Origin of the sequence: Okeania sp. SIO1H4, assembly GCF_010672695.1 — a bacterium.
GTDB classification, from domain to species: domain Bacteria; phylum Cyanobacteriota; class Cyanobacteriia; order Cyanobacteriales; family Microcoleaceae; genus Okeania; species Okeania hirsuta.
In genome coordinates this window covers 354,376-378,017 of sequence record NZ_JAAHGB010000012.1, presented here as the reverse complement: position 1 = coordinate 378,017, position 23,642 = coordinate 354,376, and the positions used below count along the sequence as shown (strand labels likewise).

12 protein-coding genes and 1 pseudogene are annotated in these 23,642 nt (G+C 37.0%); 9 read left to right on the top strand and 4 right to left on the bottom strand.

Annotated elements, in window-relative coordinates:
- Positions 1 to 213: 213 nt before the first annotated feature.
- Positions 214 to 825, bottom strand: coding sequence for a hypothetical protein (locus F6K06_RS12370; protein ID WP_287243239.1), 612 nt, complete (start codon positions 823 to 825; stop codon positions 214 to 216).
- On the opposite strand from F6K06_RS12370, the gene F6K06_RS12365 reads away from it, so the two are divergent.
- The 3 genes from F6K06_RS12365 to F6K06_RS12355 all read left to right on the top strand — a co-directional run bounded on the left by F6K06_RS12365 (position 818) and on the right by F6K06_RS12355 (position 11,828).
- Complete coding sequence (locus F6K06_RS12365) at positions 818 to 6,439, top strand: cadherin-like domain-containing protein (RefSeq protein ID WP_287243240.1); 5,622 nt, start codon at positions 818 to 820, stop codon at positions 6,437 to 6,439. The two genes, F6K06_RS12370 and F6K06_RS12365, sit on opposite strands and share 8 nt — an antisense overlap.
- A 1,521-nt stretch (positions 6,440 to 7,960) precedes the next feature.
- A complete protein-coding gene (locus tag F6K06_RS12360; RefSeq protein ID WP_287243241.1) occupies positions 7,961 to 10,399 on the top strand; it encodes a choice-of-anchor Q domain-containing protein in 2,439 nt (812 codons plus the stop codon).
- A gap of 604 nt (positions 10,400 to 11,003) precedes the next feature.
- Positions 11,004 to 11,828, top strand: coding sequence for a YwiC-like family protein (locus F6K06_RS12355; RefSeq protein WP_124147235.1), 825 nt, complete (start codon positions 11,004 to 11,006; stop codon positions 11,826 to 11,828).
- A gap of 254 nt (positions 11,829 to 12,082) precedes the next feature.
- On the opposite strand, the gene F6K06_RS12350 is transcribed toward F6K06_RS12355, so the two are convergent.
- Together F6K06_RS12350 and F6K06_RS12345 are read right to left on the bottom strand one after the other, a co-directional pair.
- Positions 12,083 to 12,499 carry a hypothetical protein gene (locus F6K06_RS12350; RefSeq protein ID WP_124147236.1) on the bottom strand — a complete coding sequence of 139 codons (417 nt, stop codon included), beginning with the start codon at positions 12,497 to 12,499 and terminating at the stop codon, positions 12,083 to 12,085.
- A gap of 819 nt (positions 12,500 to 13,318) precedes the next feature.
- The gene (locus tag F6K06_RS12345; RefSeq protein WP_124147237.1) at positions 13,319 to 14,368 is read right to left on the bottom strand and encodes an aromatic ring-hydroxylating dioxygenase subunit alpha; all 1,050 of its coding nucleotides are present in this window, start codon (positions 14,366 to 14,368) and stop codon (positions 13,319 to 13,321) included.
- A 90-nt stretch (positions 14,369 to 14,458) separates the two neighbouring features.
- Here F6K06_RS12345 and F6K06_RS12340 point away from each other — a divergent pair, with 90 nt between their 5' ends.
- The 5 genes and pseudogenes from F6K06_RS12340 to F6K06_RS12320 all read left to right on the top strand — a co-directional run bounded on the left by F6K06_RS12340 (position 14,459) and on the right by F6K06_RS12320 (position 19,160).
- Positions 14,459 to 15,052 (top strand): protein kinase family protein, encoded by a 594-nt coding sequence (locus F6K06_RS12340; protein WP_353734903.1) that lies wholly within the window; start codon positions 14,459 to 14,461, stop codon positions 15,050 to 15,052.
- 78 nt (positions 15,053 to 15,130) lie between these two features.
- Positions 15,131 to 15,343, top strand: a pseudogene (locus F6K06_RS12335) (hypothetical protein); the annotation flags it as partial.
- Between the two features lie 4 nt (positions 15,344 to 15,347).
- On the top strand, positions 15,348 to 16,610 hold the full coding sequence (locus F6K06_RS12330; protein WP_287243243.1) for a hypothetical protein: 1,263 nt from the start codon (positions 15,348 to 15,350) through the stop codon (positions 16,608 to 16,610).
- A gap of 116 nt (positions 16,611 to 16,726) precedes the next feature.
- Complete coding sequence (locus F6K06_RS12325; protein ID WP_240039167.1) at positions 16,727 to 19,006, top strand: ATP-binding protein; 2,280 nt, start codon at positions 16,727 to 16,729, stop codon at positions 19,004 to 19,006.
- A complete protein-coding gene (locus tag F6K06_RS12320) occupies positions 18,990 to 19,160 on the top strand; it encodes a hypothetical protein (RefSeq protein WP_161564703.1) in 171 nt (56 codons plus the stop codon). Before F6K06_RS12325 ends, F6K06_RS12320 begins: the two co-directional genes overlap by 17 nt.
- Positions 19,161 to 20,862: 1,702 nt before the next feature.
- Here F6K06_RS12320 and F6K06_RS12315 read toward each other — a convergent pair.
- Entirely contained in the window at positions 20,863 to 22,809 is a 1,947-nt protein-coding gene (locus F6K06_RS12315; RefSeq protein ID WP_287243245.1) for an FAD-dependent oxidoreductase, read from the bottom strand.
- A gap of 349 nt (positions 22,810 to 23,158) precedes the next feature.
- Here F6K06_RS12315 and F6K06_RS12310 point away from each other — a divergent pair, with 349 nt between their 5' ends.
- Positions 23,159 to 23,320, top strand: a complete 162-nt coding sequence (locus F6K06_RS12310; protein ID WP_161564704.1) for a hypothetical protein — start codon at positions 23,159 to 23,161, stop codon at positions 23,318 to 23,320.
- Positions 23,321 to 23,642: the final 322 nt, after the last annotated feature.

The window sequence follows — 23,642 nt, the reverse complement described above, 5'->3', positions numbered from 1 at the left end:
AATTTCTGATTCTATTCAGAATTCCCTCTTTAATTTACACCTACCACCTACTACCTAAGAACTTTATTTTTACTAATTAAGCGGACATGATATAACCTGTAATAAAAACAATATTATCCCTTGTAAAAATTAACAATATTACTACATCATCAAGAAGTAGATAAACAAAAAAAATCTTGACCTTGTCTAATACTAGCTAACGTAAATTATATATTATTTAAGAGGTAGAAAAATGGCTTCAGCAGGCACACCTATAAATGTTGAAATAATTACAAGGATAATAAATGGCTTTCCCATACGAGGTTTCCTTGATGATAATGGTGACTTTGTACCATTACAACCAGTACCGACGGCATCCCCAACACCAGAACCAACACCAGCACCAACCCCAGCACCAACCCCAGCACCAACCCCAGCACCAACCCCAGCACCAACACCAGCGCCAACACCAGCACCAATACCAGCACAAACCCCAGCACCAACACCAGCACCAACCCCAGCACCAACCCCAGCACCAACCCCAGCAACAACCCCAGCGCCAACACCCATACCAACAACTCCCGAAGGTAGGGAAATAGTTGTAATAGATGGTATAATAGGTTTCTTCGATGCAAATGGCGACTTTGTAGTGATAGAACCAGTAGAACCAACAGAACCACCAGTAATAACACCAACTCCACCAGTAATAACACCAACCCCACCAGTAATAACACCAGCACCAACCCCATCTCCTACACCAGCACCAACGCCTGCAACAACGCCAGCTCCCGTACCTACAGCACCAGGAGGAGGAACTTTACTTCCAGGTGGTGAAGCAGTGGGCACCGAGGGAGACGATCTAGCATTTGGTAGTGTCTTCAGCGATACATATTCTGCACTAGGTGGCAATGATATAGTATTTGGCCAAGAAGAAGGTGATTCTTTACTTGGCCAAGAAGGCAACGACCAAATCAACGGCAACCGAGGCAATGATACAGTTAGCGGTGGTTTGGGAGATGATAGTCTACGAGGTGGAAGAGATGCTGACTCTGTTCTCGGTGATGCTGGGAATGATACAGTATTGGGCGATCGCGGCTCAGATACAGTCAGAGGTGGAGAAGGTAGAGACGTTATTTACGGTGGTAAGGAAAACGATTATGTAGCAGGAGGAGAAGAAAACGACTTTGTTTCAGGAGATATTGGCGATGATACGGTAGCAGGAGATGGAGGTAATGATACGCTTCTCGGTCAGGATGGTAATGATATTATCTCTGGTGGTGCGGGGTTAGATGTTATTAGCGGTGGTAAAGGTACTGATAGTATTTCAGGAAATGAAGATAATGATTCTTTATCAGGAAACCAAGGTAACGATACTTTAGATGGTGGTACGGGAGATGACGTATTATCTGGAGGTAAAGATGATGACTTATTATTAGGAGATGCAGGTGCTGACACTCTCAATGGCGAACGAGGAAACGATACTCTAGATGGTGGGGAGGCAAATGATGTCCTCTCAGGTGGTAAAGGAAATGATTCTCTTGATGGAGGTCAGGGTGACGATCTATTGATAGGTGGTCGAGGTAGTGATATTTTAACTGGGGGCGAGGGTGAAGATAGTTTCGTTATTGTAGATTTTGAGGAATCTGATAATTTATATACTGTTACTGACTTTAATACTACAGATGACCTTCTTAGTTTGGAGGGAGGTCTAACGTTTGAAGATTTAGAAATATCTGACGAGGGTGGTAATACTGTTATTCGGAATGCTGACGGTAATACTTTGGCTATCTTAATTGGTGTTGATAGTGGCACTCTTAATTCTGGTAATTTCTTCCCTACTCCAGAAACTCCTTTTCCTACAGCTACACCAACACCAACAGACTCGCCAGACCCAACACCAACACCAACACCAACAGACTCGCCAGACCCATCACCAACCCCAACGGACTCGCCAGACCCAACACCATCACCAACCCCAACGGACTCGCCAGACCCAACACCATCACCAACCCCAACGGACTCGCCAGACTCAACACCATCACCAACCCCAACAGACTCGCCAGACCCAACACCATCACCAACACCAACAGACTCGCCAGACCCAACACCATCACCAACCCCTCCAGATCCAGGTGAAGTAACACCACCTTCTCTCAACGATCCTCCCACTGACATTCTGTTAGATAACGATAGTGTGGAAGAAAATAGTGAAGCAGGTACAGTTATTGGTACATTTACCACAGAAGACCCAGATGAAAGTGATGTCCATGAATATAGATTAGTTGATGATGCTGATGGACGCTTTGCTCTCAACGAAGACCAGCTAGTTGTAGCAGAGGGAACAAATCTTGATTTTGAGGAACAAGAGACCTATGACATCCAAGTCAGAACATTTGACAATGCTGGAGAAAACTTAACTAAGTCATTTACGATCGCCCTGCTCAATGTCAACGACCCACCAGAAATTACAATTCCTGACAACCAACAACTGGTTAATGAAGGGGAACAATTAGATATTGTTGGTATTGAGGTAACAGACCCCGATGCTGGAGACGGAGAATTAGAAGTTACCCTAGAAACTACTAATGACGGTAACCTCACCCTTAATTCTACCTCTGGTCTCACCTTTACAACTGGTGATGGTCAAGCAGATGCGGAAATAGTATTTACCGGAAGTTTAGAAAATATTAACCAATCTCTCAACACCCTGACATATACAGGTAATAACTCAGGTAGTGATTCTATCAGCATCTCGGTAAATGACCAAGGCAACACAGGTTTAGGCGAACCTCAAACTGATACTGCTTTAATTAATCTCAGTATTAATGATTTACCATTGGTGGGAACGAATACCGAATTAGTGGTCAATACACAAGAGACTGGAATAATAGATAATACTCTCCTAGAAACAACCGATGATAGTAAGACTTCTCTAATTTATACGGTTACAGAATTCCCTACTCGTGGTAATTTGCTAGTTGATGGAGGAAGCTTTACCAGTTTTACTCAGGAGGATATTGACCAAGGGTTACTTACTTATGAACACGATAATAATGATACTAAAAATGATTCTTTTAGTTTCAGTGTTTCAGACCAGGTAGGAGGTGAAACCACAGACACATTTGAAATCAGAGTTAATGTCCCGCCAAATATTACGAGCAAAAATTTAAGTCTCGATGAAGATACCCAGGAAGAAATTACTAATAAAAATCTACTGGCAGAAGATCCTGATACTGATGCTGTTGCAGAAACTCTAATTTATGAAGTTACAGAATTACCAACCAGTGGAAAACTACAACTAGGAAAGGCAATTCTGGAAGTAACGGATACTTTCACTCAAGAGGATATTGACCAAGGCAGTCTCTCTTACCAACATACAGGAGATGAACCTGGGACAGATACATTTAGTTATGTTGTGACTGACCAAGACGGGGGTACGACCAGTGGGTTACTAAATATTAATATTAATCCCGGTGATACCTCTCCCATAGCTGGTGATGATGTATTTGAGACTAACGAAGATACGGCAATAACTATTAATAAGTCAGAATTATTGGCAAATGATTCCGAAGCTGATGGTGAGCAAATTACAATTACTGAGTTTGCTGCCGATAATATTAAAAATGGCACTTTAGCAGAAACAACAGAGAGTTTCATCTATACGCCTAATGAGAATTTTAGTGGGCAGGAGAGTTTCACATATACTATTACGGATACTCAAGGGTTCACAGATACAGCAACAGTCAACATTAATGTTACTCCCGTTGCCGATACTCCTAACCTGGAAATATCTACACCAAATGTATCAGGAACAGATATAGAAGAGCTACCTCTGGGTATAGCTGCTAGTTTAGTAGATACTAGCGGTTCAGAAAATCTGTCTATTACTATTAGTGGAGTGCCAGCAGGAGCAACTCTTTCCGCAGGAACAGACCAAGGTGATGGTAGTTGGGTTTTGACCCCAGAGGAATTAACCAATTTAACTATCTCCCCTCCTGGAGACCGAGAGACCGGAACAACCTTTAGTTTTGACTTAACAGTTACAGCTACAGCAACAGAAACAGCTAACGATGCTACTGCGACTCAAACAGGTACTATATCCGTACAAGTAGAAGCATTAAACGATGCACCAGTACTAACAGACCTAGGAAATTTAGCTCTGACAACTATCAATGAAAATGAAGTAAATAATACTGGCACTCCCGTCGCAGATATTATCGCTGGTGCAGTTACAGATGCTGATGGAGGAGCGAGTAGCGGAATAGCTATTACTCAAATAGATAATAGTAATGGTCTGTGGCAATATTCCGTAGATGATGGTACAAACTGGGTAGACGTGAGTAATAGCAATACGACATTACTGACAGCTACAACAAGTGAACGCCTACGTTTTGTTCCCAATACCGACTTTTTCGGCGATGCCACTATTCAATTCCGTGGTTGGGATACCACCGACGGCAGCAGTAATACTAGCGAACTAACCGATATCTCAACCATAGGTGGCACAAATGCCTTTAGTGAAGGTGTTGGTACTGCTAATATCTTGGTCAACGACATCCCCGAAATTACTAAAAACAGTGAACTGGTTGTCAACCTTGGGGGGACAGGAAGCATCAGTCAGAATTTATTGCAGACAACGGATGGGGATAATGGTACAAATGCTTTTACTTATACAGTTACCACTGAAGCAGCAGCAGGAATATTACAACTGGAGGATAACCCCACCAATACTTTCACTCAAGAAAATATCAATAGTGGCGTAGTTATCTACCAACACACAGCTACTGATACAAATGATGACTCCTTTAGTTTCCAAGTCATTGATGTTGATGGCGGTAAAGTGACAGATACCTTTAATATTCGGGTCAACGAGCCACCTGTCGGTACTACGACTGACCTAAGTGCATTTATTGGTCAAAGTAAGGTCATTCCTACAGAAAATCTCCAATTTATTGACCCTGATGTAGAAACTGCCACTCCTGCTTCTCTACAATATACCCTGACTGAAGTGCCGACTTTAGGGGAATTACAACAGGGAGGAGAAACTTTAGCAGTAGGAAGTAAATTCACTCAGGAAAATCTCGATAATGGAGAAATTAGTTATGCAACTACTACTGCCGGTATTGGCACTGACAGTTTCAACTTCCTGGTTACAGACCAAGACAGCGGTACTACCAGTGGATTGTTAAATATTAATATCGTCGAAGCTAACCGACCTCCAGAAGTAGAAGCTGATAAAACTGTCACCTTGGAGGAAGATAATAATGCGACCTTAGACATTCCAGCACCAACTGACCCCGATGGTGATGCGTTAACTATTACTGTTGACAGTATTCCTGACCCAGAAATTGGGCAAGTACTATTGTCAAATGATACTCCGGTAACTGCGGTAACTATTGGTCAACAGTTAACCACAGACCAACTAACATCATTAACATTTGTTCCAGTTGCTAACGCTAATGGAGCTGCTGGCACTTTCAGTTACACCGTTGATGATGGCAATGACGAAAATAGTTCCTCTACCCAAGTTATTAATATTGATGTCACCCCAGTAAATGACCTGCCCATTGCCATTGATGACGGACCAGTATTTACCAATTTGGGGAATGTGATAACAATTGATGTGTTGGGAAATGACAGCGATATTGATGGCCCAGATCCTTTGTCAATTACAACTCTTAGCAATGATGAGCCTTTGGGTATCTTAAATAACTTGGGTACTCAAGTTCAATACACAGCAGTGTTTGGCACTGGTACCGACCTCTTTCAATACACCATTACGGATGGTCTCGACGAAGCTACTGCTACTGCTACGGTAAATATTCTGGATGTTAGTAATGATCCTGACTTCTTGGTGGGTGGTGAGTTTAATGATAATTTTGATGGTAGCGGAGGCGACGATACTCTGGAAGGTTTAGCAGGTAACGACACTTTAGCAGGAGATGATGAAAACGACAGTTTAGTCGGTGGTGACGGTAACGACTCCATAGATGGAGGTGACGATGATGATATCTTTATTGGTGGTCTGGGAGCGGATACCCTCTCTGATGATAATGGCAATAACACTTTTGTTTATACCAGTGCTGATGACGGTGGTGCGAAGTTTAATGCTGCGGATGCTGCTTCTATTGGTACTGCCATTAGTGCTGGTTTGTACGACCGCATTACTGGTTTTGAGGACTTAGGTGTCGTCGGTGGGGATACTATTGCATTTTCTAGCACAGTTATTCCTGCTGTTGATAATATTGCTACCGATGTACAAACTACCAATATTTCTGGAAATGTGTTAATAGCTGGAAACCCTGGTTTATTTGCCTACGAAGTTGAAGGTAAAACTTACCTCATTTATGATGCTAATGGCGATAATACGGTTGGTGATGATTCACAAATTTTGGCAGAATTAGAAGATGTTAGTGGGGTTGTTGCCCTGGATATAAATGACGACTTTACTATTATCTAATATCCAGTTGCTATTAAGTATCAGTCACTAATAATTTTGTATCTCTTACTAGATAGGTTGTTGAGAACTCAGCAACCTATTTTTTATATAGGACTACGCAAATATAGCGCTGTGCGCAGGCAACAGGCAACAGCTCATCTGGCAACAGGGAACCCATCCCTAACCCCTCCCAGGAGGGGAATAAAAAACCGATAATATAAGGCTTTTAGCTATTGGACACCTCTTGTAATTTGTAAATATCCCAGCGCACATTGCTATAGGTTATATCATATTCGGTTGAATACTTATAAATAACTGTTGTGAGGAGTCAGGAGTCAGTCCTCAGGAGGGAAAAAAGGAGAAAAAGAGCAAATATTGGAGAAAAGTAAAGATAATTTCAGTATTTCTTTGGTACTGTCGGTACTGTCAGTCATTAAATTTTATTTATAACTGATTATCCGTTAGCATAGCTCCCCCTCCGGGGGAACATGATATTAGAACATTTATAAATGCTCAAACTCATTCAGATATTACTTTTAACTTTTGACTTTTGACTTTTGACTTGCGCGTAGCGCTATAGCTTTTCTTAAAAAAAATAATCCTTTACCCTTGACACTTTGATGAAAGAATGAGTAGGATGGAAAAGCATCAATGATCGAGATTAAGTGCATAAAGAAAATCAGGTTAGTTGCACCCTTGTTTGGATTGAATTCCTACCTACTTGTGATACGGTGGCAGGAAAAAAAATTAGAATCTTGAATTAAAAGGGAAAAAATCTCCTTGAATTTACTTATTATTTGAATATAGCAGTCGAAGGAAAGGTTAGGGCAGTTCAAAAGCTTAAAACTCAGACAAAGCAACATTTTTCCTTCTTCCCTCTTCCTTCAGCTATATCATTTAACAGCATCTAAGTGAAAACTACCAGAGTTTTCTAGTTGAAGTTGCTGAAATATTTATTGTCTATTGTCAATTCATCGGTAATTATCATTAATCGAACTCAGCAAAATTACAGAATAAATAATCATATTTTTTTCCTGTTTTTCAGGCTGAGATATGAAGAAGTGAAATGATAGTTAAAAGTCATTTTTACAAATGGATGTAATATCAATTGAATAAGCATTTAGTAATTTGTAATAACATCATGTCCGGTTGAACAGTGATAAATAAATAACTACGGAGGAGTCAGGAGTCAGGAGTCAGGAGTCAGGAGGGAAGAAAGAAGAAGAACAGGAGAAGAAGGAGAGAGTTTTCTGATCACTAATTATCCGGACATCATATAACATGAAAAAAAATTGTTACAAATTACCTATAATTTGCTGCAAAATTGTAGAAAATTTGCCATATTTTTCAGTAGATTAACTGATGATTTACTGAGAAAATATTCAACTGGGAAATGAAGATATTTCTCGAAATTATTGCCATGATTGAATTAGATTTTAGGCAAAATTAATTAATCTAAATTAATCTTATTTTTTCCGGATGAGAAGCAACTAACAATGCTTAAACGAATAGCAAACAAAATACTAAAAAGTCAAACAAACTATGGCTACAGTAACTAATCTTAACGATAGTGGATCTGGTTCCCTAAGACAAGCAATTACTGATGCTGCCGCAGGTGATACGATTCAATTTGACCCCAGTCTAGGTGGTCAGACTATCGCCCTCGCTAGTGAACTGTTAATAGATAAAAACCTCACTATTGATGGAGATGAAACAAATCCAGTCACCATAGATGGAGGGGGTGCAGCTAATGGTCAATTCCGTGTATTTAATGTTGATGATGGCAACGCCAATAACCAAGCTCAAGTTACCATTGATGGAGTAAACATTACAGGTGGGTTTGCTTTTGGAAGTAATGCTACTAACGCTGGTGATGGTGGTGGTATATTCAATAATGAAAATATCACTATCAGTAACGCTGTAATCACAGGCAACACTGCATCAGGTGATGGTGGTGGTTTCTATAACAACGATCTAGGCACCGCCAATGTTATCAACACCACTATTAGCAATAATGAAGCTAACTACAATGGTGGTGGTGTCATGGCATTTGGTGATACAACCATTACTAATTCTACCATCAATAACAACGCAGCACTTGCTACTGGTACTGGCGATGGTGGCGGTATTGCTATCTTTGGTACTACACAAGTTACTCAAAGCACCATTAGTGGTAATACAGCAAACGGTCAAGGTGGTGGTGTTTACATCACTGCCGTTAACCCCAATTTAAGCCATTTTACCAATGCTACAATTTCCAACAGCACCATTACTAATAACTTTGCACAAACTCCCACTCTAAATAATGGTGGAACTGGCGGTGGTTTGGCAAGTTTTGCTTTAGATACCACTCCCAATCAAACGGCTACAACTGTTACTTCTACAATTATTTCTGGTAACCGTAATAGTACGGGTGCTAATGATGTTGACGAACTAAGAGCTACTAGCAATTCCATCCAAAGCGGTGGCAACAACTTAATTGGTACAGGAAACGCTAATACTCGTTTCAACGGTACAGGTGACCAAACTGGAGTCACTAACCCTGGTCTAGATCCTCTTGCTGATAACGGTGGACTTACTCAAACCCATGCTTTACAAGCTGGCAGTGCTGCTATTAACGCTGGCAGTAACTCTCTCGGTCTAACTACTGACCAACGAGGTACTGGTTTCCAGCGCGTTGTTAATGGTGTAGCTGATATTGGTGCATTCGAGTTTGGCAATCCCGACCCTACCGATCCTACCGATCCTACTGACCCTACCGACCCTACCGATCCTACTGACCCTACCGATCCTACTGACCCTACCGACCCTACTGACCCTACCGACCCTACCCCAAATACCATTTTTGGTACTGGAAATAGTGAGACTATTAACGGTGATGATCAGAATAATAGCATTGATGGTCTGGGAGGAGCAGATGTCATCAACGGTCAGGGAGGTAATGATGAACTCCTTGGTGGTACTGGTAATGACAACCTTGATGGTGGGACTGGTGATGATACCCTTGATGGTGGTACAGATAATGATCTTCTCCTTGGTGGTGGAGGTCAAGACAGTCTCCTTGGTGGTAATGGTGTTGATGACTTACAAGGTGGTGACAATAACGACACTCTTGACGGTGGTCTAGGTAACGATTTACTGAATGGTGGAAATGGTGCCGATACTTTCGTATTGCGTTCTGGTGATGGCAATGACCAGATTAGTGATTTTACCCCTGGTACAGACGAGCTATTGTTGGATGGTTTGACTTTCAGTGACGTAACTGTCGTTCAAAGTGGTACTGACACTATTATCCGAGAAACTGCAACATCACAAGATTTAGCAACTTTAATAAATATCCAAGCTGCCGATCTTGATAGTAGTAATTTTGAGATCCCTGGTGGTATTGTTGGTACTGGAAATGATGATATTCCGATTCAGGGTAATGCTCAGGATAACCTAATCCAAGGTTTGGGTGGAGCAGATAGTATCAGTGGTCGTGGTGGGGCAGATGAATTACTCGGTGGTACTGGTGATGATATCTTAGAGGGTAATGCAGGTAATGATACTCTCATGGGTGAAGCTGAAAATGATATCCTCCGAGGTGGTGGAGGTCGAGACGAACTCATAGGTGGTAATGGTGACGATAACTTAGAAGGTAATGGAGGTCGAGACGAACTCATAGGTGGTAATGGTGACGATAACTTAGAAGGTGGTGGCAATAACGACACTCTTGATGGTGGTTTAGGTTCCGATCTTCTCACTGGTGGTAATGGTGCTGACAGTTTCATATTGCGCTCTGGTGATGGCAGTGACGATATTTTGGATTACCAAGATGGTACAGATAACTTCTTGTTAGATGGTCTGACTTTCAGTGACTTAACTGTAGTTGCTAGTGGTGGTAATACTATTCTGCAGGAGACTGCAACATCACAAGATTTAGCAACTTTGTTTGGTATTGCTCCTACAGCTATTGATGCTAATGATTTTGCTACTATCTAGTTGAGATTAGCGCTCTTTTGCAACGTCTAACTGATTGTTAAATTGATTATTAAAGCGATCGCCCCTTTGATTTGAGAGGCGATCGCTTTTTAGGTTATGCCAAAATAATTGCATCTAATTATCAATTAAATTATTTATTAGTTAGTTCAATGCAAAAGTCCATAACTAGCTCTATGAAGTATAATTACCTATCTCGCCTACTGCCCTCTTTTTAAGTCCTGACCATAAAAGTTTGAGTTTTTATTGACAAATCCCCTAATGTACTAACTATTTCAATATTTTGTATAAATAAATACTTAAAAATCAGGTGTGATTTGTGAAATAATTAAGAATAATTATCAAGAAACTATTAATAAAGATTAGTGTCAATGTAAACTTTGTAGGTAGGGTTGAAGAATTGTTTGTCCAGGGAGAAGGCCAATACCAATTTGTAGTTTCTCCACCCCTTCGCAGCTTATGGGCAGGATTAAGAAGAAAATCCAACAGATGTCTATTTTTTTTGGTTGTGAGATACATTTCGCCCAACCTACAGTAAGACCGCTAATCCGAACTTGATATCATACCTAACGTCCAAAACCGATCGCCTTCTTTAAGGAGTTTAATCATGGTTGAGTTATCAACAACTACCTCTAATAAAAATCGTTCCAACCTACAAACTTGGTATAGACCGACGTTTTCTCCAGAGCAAGGAATTTTGCTAGTATTGGGTGGCTCCTTTATCACAGGGGCAGCTTTAGCTCAGGAATGGACAAACTCAACAACTTTAGCTTTGATCTGTGCTTTTTTCGCCTTGCAAGCAGAACATCCCTTAGTCGTGCAAATAAAACAGCGAAGTAGTTGGAAACCCCGCTTTCTCATCTGGGGTGGGGTATATGGAGGTATTGCGATGGCGATCGCTGCATGGCTATATTTTCAATCTCCATGTTTGCTATGGATCTATGCCATGGCAATAGCAGCTTTAGTTGCGGATAGTATTGCAGTGCTAAAGCAAAAACAAAAATCTATACTAAATGAATTCATTGGATTTACAGCTATCTGTCTATCAGCACCTTTAGCATATATAGCTACGACAGGCCATATTTCTTTAGCTGCTATGGCAATGTGGATCTTGAATACTTTATTTTTCAGCAGTGCTATATTTACACTCAAGTTGCGAAAAAAGAAAACCAGTTCTCCTGTACCTGGAATGATATACCATGGAACTGCAATCCTAATTATACTGAGTCTTTACTACTTCAACTGCTTAAATATAGCCACAGCTCTATCCTATACTGTGGCCTTAGTCAAGTTAGTAGCGATCGCCTTTAGATTAGATTGGTATCGCACAACAAAATTTTATTTTGTCGCAATATTTGAAACCCGTTTCGCCCTTATCTACATTGCTATTGCTGCCATAAGCGTTCTTCCTGCTCACCTACCTAATGCTTAATTTTTTGGTAGTGGTAAAGAAGTTAATGATAAGTATAGCTTTAAGCATTCAGCTTTAAGCATTCAGCTATCCTCCTGACGGAGGAACTGTGTTATCAGCTCAAGTCAAAACTTTGTAGGTAAAGAATTTTAATTTTATCAATGTCCTAACACTTTTTTGTAGTGCTATAATAGGAAACACGCCTAGTCACGGAATAATTCTAATATCCTTTATCCTTACTATTTTAGGACTACTAATTTTTTTGATTGAAAAAATTAGAGTGAATTGACAATAGCAATCCTACCATATCTAGGATCGATATCAATTCCCATCACCTCAAAAGAGCTAAAATAACTACCATCAGGGGCAAAAATTGAGTAAGTTTTTGTTGTACCTGCTGGCAAGGATAAACATTGATTAAAAATTTCTTGCCTATACTCTAGAGGTAAAAAATTGTGTTCTCCAATTCTTAATGCTGCTTGATTATAAAAAGAAAATTGACCTTGGAAGTTAAGGATACCAGCAGGAGCTGGAAATTGTTCGCACCACCTCAAGGCCAAAAACCATTTAGCTTCCGAAAGTCTTTGATATTCTCGGTTTGGGTTAGGGTGTTGTAAGACTTTGTATCCCCCCTCACTGGCGAAAATTGTTCCACCTAAAAACCCAAACATTATGCCAATGGTATTACCCATGTTGAACTAGCTCCATCCATAATGTGAGAGATATAGCAGTCGAAGGAAAGGGCGCGGACATATCAAAAGCTTAAAACTCAGACAACGCCAGATTTTTCTTTCTTCCTTCTTGCTTCTTGCTTCTGCTATATTGGCTGTTTTGACTTCTCCCGCAACTTCAGTACACGGGATTCTAATTACTGGTTTTGCAAAGGAATAGGATTATTATTCTGCTTGACCTCTATTTGCTGTCACTGGACTTATCTTCCCAGTAGGAGCAGTCAAATTACCCCCCTTATGCTCAAACATATTGGTATAGATACCAAATTTATTGCGCTGACTTGTTCCATCCTGTACTTGATTACAGATTTTTTTTGTGTTTGACCATTCTGAGTACCTAAAGTTACTGCTCCATATTTTTTCCATTATCTGGCCAACTAATACTATATTGAGGAAAAAAGGTTACTAAATTAATCATTGCACCCCTTAAAGTCTCATCAGGTATCAATTTGCCTCGGCAAAAATACTTTGCTCTTTTTCATCACCCTGATCGAAATACGCTTGCTGTCAAAATCGCTTTTTGATCAGGCTAATTTCCATTAGCTATATAGCTGCTCCCTGAAGAATAACTCTTGATAATTCCTCAAAAGTTATACTCCATTTTGGAATCCTCCAGATTCATTAAGGAGCAATTTTTCTTTCTTGACCTGATTTAACTCAGGGACTTTTGACCTCACACTAAATACGGTTATAACTTATGTATGATAAGTTTTATTCCTTGATAAGTATCTTATCGGCTGTTCAACAGATCTTCTATTATTTTCAGCATATATTTATGATTCATTGGAGCGCTTGTTTTTTAATTAATCTTTGTGTACTTACCAAAGCTTTATTTAACTCATAGCTACGTTGCTGGGGATTTTTCAGATAAGCTTGCTGTTCTTCTTCAATCATCTCTACATCTTGCTGCACTAATCCATCAAGTAGTTTTTGAGCTGAACCAAATAAACTATTTTTCACAAATCTTCTAAACCATTCTGGTAGTTTATGTAAACGCCAAAAGGCATGAAGTGATGTAAAATGAATCAGATAAGCTTGGGTTTGTTTTTCATTAATAGGTAATAAAAGACAATAAATTTTAAAATCTTTGCCCAGGTTAGAAACCCAATTTGGATAGATATAACTAACATTTAATGGTTCGGGATGGAGTTGTCGCAAACTAGGAAATAATAATTGAGAGATAGACCAAATTTTGTCGATTTTGTAATAACTTTGAGCCTGATAATAAGCATCTACTCGATCGTCATTTTCAGATAAATCTATTAATTTTGCTGCTGCCCATGCTTGCCAGTTTTGATGTAAATGTCCGTGGTACATATCCATCAAATTTTCCACTAAATAAGAATAGTGGGCTCGACATTTTATAACTGAGATGGTGGCTATATAGTTGAGGTGTTCCCACTCAGGTATTTCTAAAGGAGAAACTAAATTTATCTTTGATTTATCTCCAGGAAATAGCCAAATAAAACCATTTAACTCTTGTACTGGAAAAGTTCTAATTTGACAGCTAGGCAATTTTTGATTACTTGCTAAATAAGGTACATAAGAACATTTGCCACTTGACTTAAAGCGCCATCCATGATAAGCACATTCTAATTCATCGGCGATCGCGCGACCAGAACTAAGTTTGACAAAACGATGAGGACAAAGGTCTTCCAGAGCATGGACTTTTCCCTCTGAGTCCCGATAAAGGACAATTGATTGATGCCAAAGGGTAATGCTGAAAGGCTGACATTTTACCTCTACACTGCGGGCAACAGCATACCAGTGATTGTGATTAATTCCTAAGTTACGGATATCATGGAAAAAAGTTATTTGAGAAGAAGACATAGGGTTTAGAGATAATATTTAAGAATTAATAAATAAATCGGAGTAGTTTTGTAGGAAAATTTCACAATGATTAATATTTCAGGTTAACAAATTCTTGCCAAAATTTATGAAGGTAATAATTCAGTAGTTTATCGAGGTAGGTATGAGGAGAATAATCAACCTGTTGTACTTAAATTTAGCAAAGGAGATTTTCCTTGTGAAGCTGAGAATAATCGTTATCGAAAAGAGTATGAAATTCTTAGTTATTTGAATTTTTATGGAGTGATTAAAGTTTATGGATTAGAAAAGTATAATAATACTCTAGTGATGATTTTAGAAGATTTTGGCGGTGAATATCTCAAAACATTAATTACATCACAAAAAATTACTATATTGGGCTTTTTGAATTTAGCGATTAAAATTGCTGAAAGTTTAGGTGAAATTCATAGTGCTAAGATTATTCACAAAGATATTAATCCATCTAATATAATTGTTAACTTTACGACCAGGGAATTAAAAATTATAGATTTTAATATATCTTCTGTATTAACTCGTGACAGTTATAAACTCAAAAATCCAAATATTTTAGAAGGTACTCTTCCTTATAGAACCCCTAACCGTATCTATTTAAGAAGTTACAAGTTCAATACTCATCTGGGTTTTATGATTCTGGCAGTCATTTTTCATAATTTTTCGGTCTCCTGAACCCTTATAGTTGTTAGGCTCCTTAAAACGGTTTTCCTGAAGCTTTTGTATTTCAATAAAAGATACGGTTAGGGGTTCTATATATCTCCAGAACAAACAGGTAGAATGAATTGTTCTCTGGATTATCGTACAGATTTTTATTCTCTAGGTGTTACTTTTTATGAACTATTAACTCAGCAACTTCCTTTTACTAACACTGATGTGATGGAATTAGTTCATGCCCACATTGCTAAACAATCAAAACCACCCCATGAAATTAATCCAGAAGTACCACAGATAATATCAAATGTGGAATATGGAACAAATCACAGCACTTGAGATTACTGATAATGTAGTGGATTTAATGATTGGAAAACTGGAAAAATTACCGACCTTAACTCAGAAGGTTTTAAGCTTAGTTGCTTGTTTAGGTAACCAATTTGATTTGAATACCCTTTCGTTGATTTATGAAAAAGAATCTTATGCAACTTTTCAAGATTTATTACCTGCTATTCAGGAAGGATTAATTCTACCTGCTTCAGAAATAGAAACTAAAAATTTAGAATTGAATTTATATCCATTTTTAATTCTGAATTATAAATTTTTGCATGACAGAGTACAACAAGCAGCTTACACTTTGATAGATGAATCTCAAAAACAAGCTTTACATCTAAGAATTGGCCGTTTATTCTTGGAAAATACTCCTCTAGAATATCGCAGCGAAAGAGTTTTTGATTTAGTAGATCATTTGAATATAGGCAGAACTTTAATTACAGATAAATCAGAAAAAATTGAACTAGCAAAACTAAATTTAGAAGCAGGTAAAAAAGCTAAAGATGCTACAGCTTATTTAGCTGCTCAAGAATATATTACAACAGGTGTATATCTATTAGACCGGGATTGTTGGACTAAATACTATGATTTAACTTTTGCTCTATATAAAGAAGGGGCAATAGTAGAATATTTAAACAGTAATTTATCAGAAAGTGAAGCCTTAATAAAATTAATATTAGACCTTTCAAAATCAGTTATTGAAAAAACAGAAGTTTATAATTTATTGGTTGTTCAATATACTTTACGCGCTCAGTATGAAAAGGCAATTACAGCAGCAAAGAAGGCTTTGGGATTACTAGAAATCGAACTTCCAGAAACAGATTTACAAACAGTTATTGATCGGGAATTTACTAAAGTAAAAGAAAATTTACGCACTCAAGAAATTGCTAGTCTGATTTATGAAACAAAAAGCGAGAAATCAAAATATAAAGTAGCTTTAGCCTTAATTACAAATTTGATGGCATCTACTTATTTAACTTCACCAGAGTTATGGACAGTAATTGTATTGAAAGGTGTTAATATTTCTTTGAAATATGGTTCAGTTGCTGAGTCATGTGTTTGTTATTGTAACTATGGAATAATCCTCAATAGTTCTTTAGGAGATTATCACTCTGCATATCAGTTTGGTCTCTTGGCACTAAAATTAACTGATAAGTGGGAAATTTTAGGTTTAAAATGTAAAGCTTATGCTGGATTTGCTAATGGATTAAGTTTTTGGTTTAAGCACACAAAGAATCTAATTTAATTAATAATGAAGGGTATGGAGCGGCTTTAGAATCAGGGGATTTAGAATATGCTGGTTATCTTCTACATAACACTGCTATTAATTCATTATTCCAAGGCAGACCAATTTCAGAAACATTGAAAGAAGTTTCTCGCTATTTACAATTTACTCAAAAAACAAAAAATCAACTTTCGACAGATACTTTAACAGGAATTAAAAGTATTATAGAAAACTTGGAAGCACAAACAAAAAAAATGGATATAAACTCTTTAAAAGACAAAAAAATCGACTTTGATATTGACAAAATAAACGAAACAGAATACTTGGAAAGTTGTCAACAATATCAAAATTTTCACTCTCTATGTATCTATCTAATTAATAAGTCTTTTATTCTCTATTTATATAGAGATTTAGACTCCGCATTGCATAACATCTTAGAAGCTAAAAAATATCTGACATTTATTATAGGTACTGTACCTACTACAGAATTTAATTTTTATTATTCACTAATCTTAGCTGCCCTTTATACTCACGTTTCAGAAACTAAACAAACAGAATATTGGCAACAACTAGAAAAAAATCAACAGCAGATGAAAATTTGGGCAGATAACTGCCAAGAAAACTTTGAACATAAATATTTATTAGTAGAAGCAGAAAAAGCTAGTATTTCTGGAAAGAATCTAGAAGCAATAGACTTATATAATCAGGCCATAGAATCAGCAAAGAAAAATGAATTTATCCAATATGAAGCATTAGGTAATGAATTAGCGGCAAAATATTGGCTAAATCAAAATAAATTTAAGTATGCCAAAGTTCATTTACAAGAAGCTTACTATGGTTATCAAAATTGGGGCGCGACTAGAAAGCTACAAGATTTAGAGAATCAATATCCAGAATTGCAAAATATATTAACAGTTAAAAATAACATAATTGATACTTCAACTACAGCAATTTCTCGTGAAACGACCAACCATGGCCAATCCCTAGATTTAGCCACAGTTATTAAAGCATCTCAAGCAATTTCTAGTGAGATTGTATTAGATAGATTACTATCTAAATTAATGAAAATTCTCATAGAAAATGCTGGAGCTGAAAAAGGCGTTCTATTGTTGCTCACAGAAGGTAAACTAATAACTAAAGCTGAAGCAACATTAGATTCTGAAGAAGTGGTAGTTCAGGAAAGTAAAATTAATGAATATGAAGATTTACCACTAACAATAATTAACTATGTAGAAAGAACGCGTCAAGATGTTGTTTTAAGCAATGCTTTTGCTGAAGATCGGTTCACAACAGACTCTTATGTTGCTCAAAATAAACTTAAATCAGTTTTATGTACTCCGATTATTAACGGTGGTAAGCTCATCGGAGTTTTGTACTTGGAAAATAACTTAATTACAGGTGCATTTACTCCAGAACGTTTGGAAATATTAAGGCTTTTATCATCTCAAGTAGCAGTGTCTTTAGAAAATGCAATCTTATATACTTTTGTAGAGCAGAAAGTACAAGAAAGAACTCAAGAATTAAATGAAAAAAATCTACGACTAGAGCAAACATTACAACAGCTACAACGCACTCAATATCAATTAATTCAAAGTGAAAAAATGTCTAGCATAGGACAATTAGTGGCAGGAGTAGCCCACGAAATTAATAACCCTATCGGTTTTATTTATGGAAACCTTTCTCCCGCTACTGAATATGTTTCTGATTTACTTAATTTGATTGATTTATACCAAGAAAACTATCCTGAACCTGTAGAAGAAATTCAAGATGAAATTGAGGAAATCGAATTGGAATTTATCGTAGAAGATTTACAAAAACTTTTAAATTCCATGAACGTAGGTGCTGAACGTATTCGAGATATTGTCATTTCTCTCCGTAACTTTTCACGTCTAGATGAAGCAGAAATGAAACCTGTAAATATCCATGAAGGTATCGATAGTACATTTCTAATTTTACATACTCGTATTAAGGAAAAGTCAGATAAACGTGAAGTGGAAATAGTCAGAAATTATGGTCAGTTGCCACAAGTTATCTGTTATGCTTCTCAAATGAATCAGGTGTTTATGAATTTATTCAGTAATGCCATTGATGCTTTAGCATTTTTGCGAGATAAACAACAGGAATTTGACCATAAACCTACTATTACAGTTTCTACTGAAGTGACAGAGTTAAACACAGTAAAAATCAAAATTAGTGATAATGGCAGTGGTATTAATTCTGAGACGTTATCCAAGATTTTTGACCCATTTTTTACTACTAAACCAGTGGGTACTGGTACAGGTTTAGGGTTATCAATTAGCTATTCAATTGTAGTAGAAAAACATCAGGGGAATTTGAGTTGTATTTCTGAAATTGGAAAAGGTGCAGAGTTCATAATTGAAATTCCTATTACACCAGTTAGTGGTAATTATAGTTAGAATAAAGAAGGAAGAAGGAAGAAGGAAGAAGGAAGAAGGAAGAAGGAAGAAGTTAGAAAGCTTTTTAATTAATGAAGCAAGTATTATACCAATTCCCAAAAATAATGCTATACTTCCCATGGAACTTCAGTTATTAAGTAATAATAATGGTTGAATCATATTTATGACTATTATCGGCATTCAACCAAGATATCTTATCTCTTTTTACCCTACTACCTACTCCCTACTCTCAAGGAGATATAGCAAGAATGCATGAGAAATGGTATTAGACATCTCCAAAAATTCTCAAGCACTGACTATAAGTATCTTTTGGGGAGCGATAGCCATCTCCTCAAGATAGTCATTTTTTACCGAAAAGCGACGTTGAAAGCCCCCGTGTTTTAACATAAGCTTTATAAACATCTTTCTTAACATAAAACTTGACAAAAAAGACAAGCTATGTATAGGTATGGGAGCGGCTTTTTTGGGAGAAAATTGTATTTAAAAATACACTTTTTTGAGGGCTGTAGACAAAATCCTTGCTTCCCACACCCCCACCCTCCTCACACTCCCCACCCTCCCACAAGGGTTTCAGGAGTTCCTTATAAGGGATAGGTGTTTTAACCGGGGATAGTTACTGTTAATTATTGACTATAATTATACTTTTTTTATTATTTTTTTTATACCTAAATTATGAATAATACTAGTATCAATGCTCCTATTATTAGTCTGGCTAAACTACATATTGTTAATATTACCTCTTCATAATTAAAAGAATTTAGAAGCTGTAACGTTATAGAAAAACATTTGACAATTTTCTTTTAAGAAGGCAGTAGTTGTTCAAAGCCAAAATTAATCGCTGATAACTGACGGCTGAATGCTTACGTTTTAGCACTACTAATTTCCTATCGAATATACTTATTAATTACACCCACTAAAAACAAGCGATCGCTAATAGATAATTCCCTAATAAATTTAACTAATTCCTATCAAGATAAACTCCCAAACTCTGAATCAACATTTCTCTTTCCTTGAGGCAACTTTCCTAACTGCAAACTCTCTAGCAAATCATTACTGAATAATTAATAATTAATAATTAAATAATTCTGGTTTAAAGCCTCCCCAATTTTTCGGTAAAATTGAATCATTCAATATGGTTGTTTGCTTACTTTTCTTGCTCGCTGCTCGGTGACGCTTACTCAATAGGGCGTAACTCTATAGAATGTAATTGTCGGTTTTTCCTTTCCTCTAAAGTTGAAGGAAGCGATGGACGCACAATAGCGGGCCCCCACCAATTAGGATCGAACATCCAGTAGTCTGGTGGAAACTCCCATCCCCTATTTTGTATGAGCTTCTGTTTCTCATCCTCAGATAAAGGAGAAAAAAGTGCTAGGAGATTTCCGCATTTGCTTCAATCCGATAGTTTTAACTAGAGGTAATTATCAATTTAAAAAGGAAGAAGTTAGAAGGAATAAGGAAGAGGGAGAAAGTTATAAGGAAGAGGAAGAAAAGAATTAGGAAAGAAGAAAATAAGAGAAGAGTATCAGGAAAAATAGAGATTAATATTGAACTGTACTTCACTATCTTAAAAATCCTGTAAATCTTTTTTAGTCCTTATTTGGTTGACATTTGTTTCCTCTTAAACTATCCCTTCTTTCTATTCTTATATTATGTCTGGTTGAATAGTTATGACAATTGGATAGAAATATCTAAAACATAAGAGATTGATTCCTTCCATGGAGTGTAAGTCGCAATGACTTAGCTATAGTAATTATCCGGATTCTATATTACCTTATTCCTTTCTTACCTTATTCCTTTCTTACCTTATTCCCTTCTTCTCTTCTTCCTTCTTCCCTCTTCCTTCTTCCTTTTTAATCTCAAATTTTGAGAATACCTTCTGGGTTTACTGATAGTAATTTTCGCTTTTGTAAACCCTCTCGCTCAAGAATTTCATTTGCTGCTAATAACCCACTACTAATAGCTCTTTCCATTAAACCACAAGGAAATGGCATCTTTACCCAATCTCCAGCAAATATCAAATTATCAACACCACTATTAGTTTCTGGACGTTCTTGATAACTACCTGGAGGATAACCGGAAAAATTTTTCTGATTTACCAATTCCCGATGCAGCATATTAGCATCCTTTAATTCAGGCACAATTTCATACAATTCCTGTTCAAAAGTTGTCAGTAAATTTTCCTGAGTAGGAAACTCTTTTTCTTTGTAGCAATAAGCGTGTAACTCTACTACACTACCGCCTGTTTTTTCATGCCATTTAATGAATTGTTCTTGAATGCGATGATAGAGAGTAATACTATCAGTTAATTGATAGCCAGATAGAGAAGTAAAATTACTATTTTTCCAGTCAAAATCTCGGTCAAACCAAAAACGACAGACAGCAAATGGATCGGCTATATTCAGTTTTTTTACCCGGTCTTTTACTTTTTGATTGACATCTCCCTCCATCACATTAAATAAGTGTTTAACTCCCGGAATGTCCGTAGCAAATACATAATAATCTGCCTGAATTTCTGTAGGAACAATCTCAGATTTATTTTCTGTTATCCCAACTAACTGCACCCGATATTCTCGACTTTGAGTGATTTTGTAGCGCGATAAATTTCGTTTTGCTGGACCTGCTAATACTTTTCCTTTTCTGTCATAAACTGCTCCATGACAAGGGCAGTAAAATTTGTCATCTTCAGCTAATTTAACAGTACAACCTTGATGAGTACAAGTCAGAGAAATAGCCTCATCTGAACCAGCTTTAATAGCAAAAAGCCGATCGCTCGATCCAAAATAATCAACATCCTGTTTATTGATTTCTAAATTACGTTCTACCCAGAAGGGAATTAGACTTTTAGCTTCTCCTAACTGATAGCTAATAGAATCAACTTTACCTTGTTTCCAATTAATTTTACTAATACCAATATCCGTAAAAATTTTGCCCCCCCGACTTTTAATTTCTTGAGTAATAGGTTGTACTAAACTTGTACCCATATCTTGCTTCGTACCATTAAAAGCTAAACCTTCTGGATTACCAAAAAAATAGAAGTGAAAAAACTGCATTAACTCCGCAACGCTCAATTTATCTGGAGCATTAAGACTTGATTTCGCAAAAGGTAAAAAATATAAATCATACAATCCTTGAGGAAAATCTTTTTCCACCCATTCAGCTACAGATAAATTGTCTAATTTTTGGTAAGTATTCTCTACTTTAAAGCCACCAATAGCCTGAAAAACTTCCCAATGTTTAGGCTTTACTAAATTGATTCCCCATCTGAATCTATTAGGAGAAGAAATTGCTAAATCTACAATATTCCAAGGAAAGGCAGAACTGCTAGGGCGAAATACTTCTGGGTCATATTTCCCTTCTCTAAACACCATGGAATAAAACTCTAAAGACTTAAAATTATCCGTAATATTCAACTCTGATACTAAACTTTTTAGATTGTAATATTGAGGAAAAAAACCGTGAAAGCCATGTTCCATCATAAATTTTTCTTCCCCAAAATCAACAGACCAACTAGCAACTTTTCCTCCTAGTTGTGGGGATTTTTCTAACAAAGTAACCCTAAAACCTCGCTGACTAAGTTCATAAGCACAAGCTAATCCTGCTAATCCACCACCAACTACTACCACGCTTTTAGATTTGTTTAAATATCGTGGTAAGTCCAGGTTATCTTGTACAAAAACTGTTGGTTGTGGTTTGGAAAATCTAGTATAACCCACTAGACCAGTGGCAGAAGCAACAGTAAATAATTTGAGTATTGTTCGTCGCGAAACTGATTGTAATGACTTGAGATTATTGAATTGATTCATCAGCAATTAATTGATTACTGTTTGAAATTTTAATTTGGCCGATTAGAGCTTCGATACATTGTAATTTAGTGCATGATTTTTGCCTATCAAAATATAGAATGCTTAAGCTTTTCTCAAGTTTTTGGATAACAAAGGATTGGAGAATATGGTCTAAATAAAGGTAAGCATTTCCTGCGGAATGCGCTCCCATTCAGCTATTAGCAGTCAGCTCTTCGGTGCGGAATGCGAGAGCATTCAGTTTTTGAATGAATAAAGTAAAAATTCGTTTAACTTATACTACATTTTCCACCCATAAATTGAAGCACAAGAAAAACTTGTTTTGAGTTTTTAACCCATACAATTAAAGCTAATGAAGCTGATAGCTGATAACCTAGTTATGACCATAACAGGCAAGTTGGCGGCTGATACCAAATCTGCTTTAGCTAAACCACAAATAGGTCAAATAAAAGCCATCAAGCTTTTTTCAATAAAATATGTGGTCTGTAGTAAACGGATTTGGTATGAATTCTGACAAATAAACAATCTATAAGTCTAGTATTTTTACCCTCGATTCTATTTTTATATATCTGGTATCAGGTTCTAATAAATACTTATATAGTGTTTTGATCTGGGATGTGGAAACCAGGTACTATTAAAAAGGTATGGAGGGAATAGTAAAGGAGATAAAACAGCATAAATAGTAGCAAAAACCAGGATAGAAGATACTCAAAACAGCGCTTTTTTTCTTAGAAAAAACCTCAATCTATATTTACATCTAAGCTGAACGCTTTTGGATTTTTGGGATTATATAAAATCCGGTTATACAGTAATCGCAAAATTACTTTATCTTAATA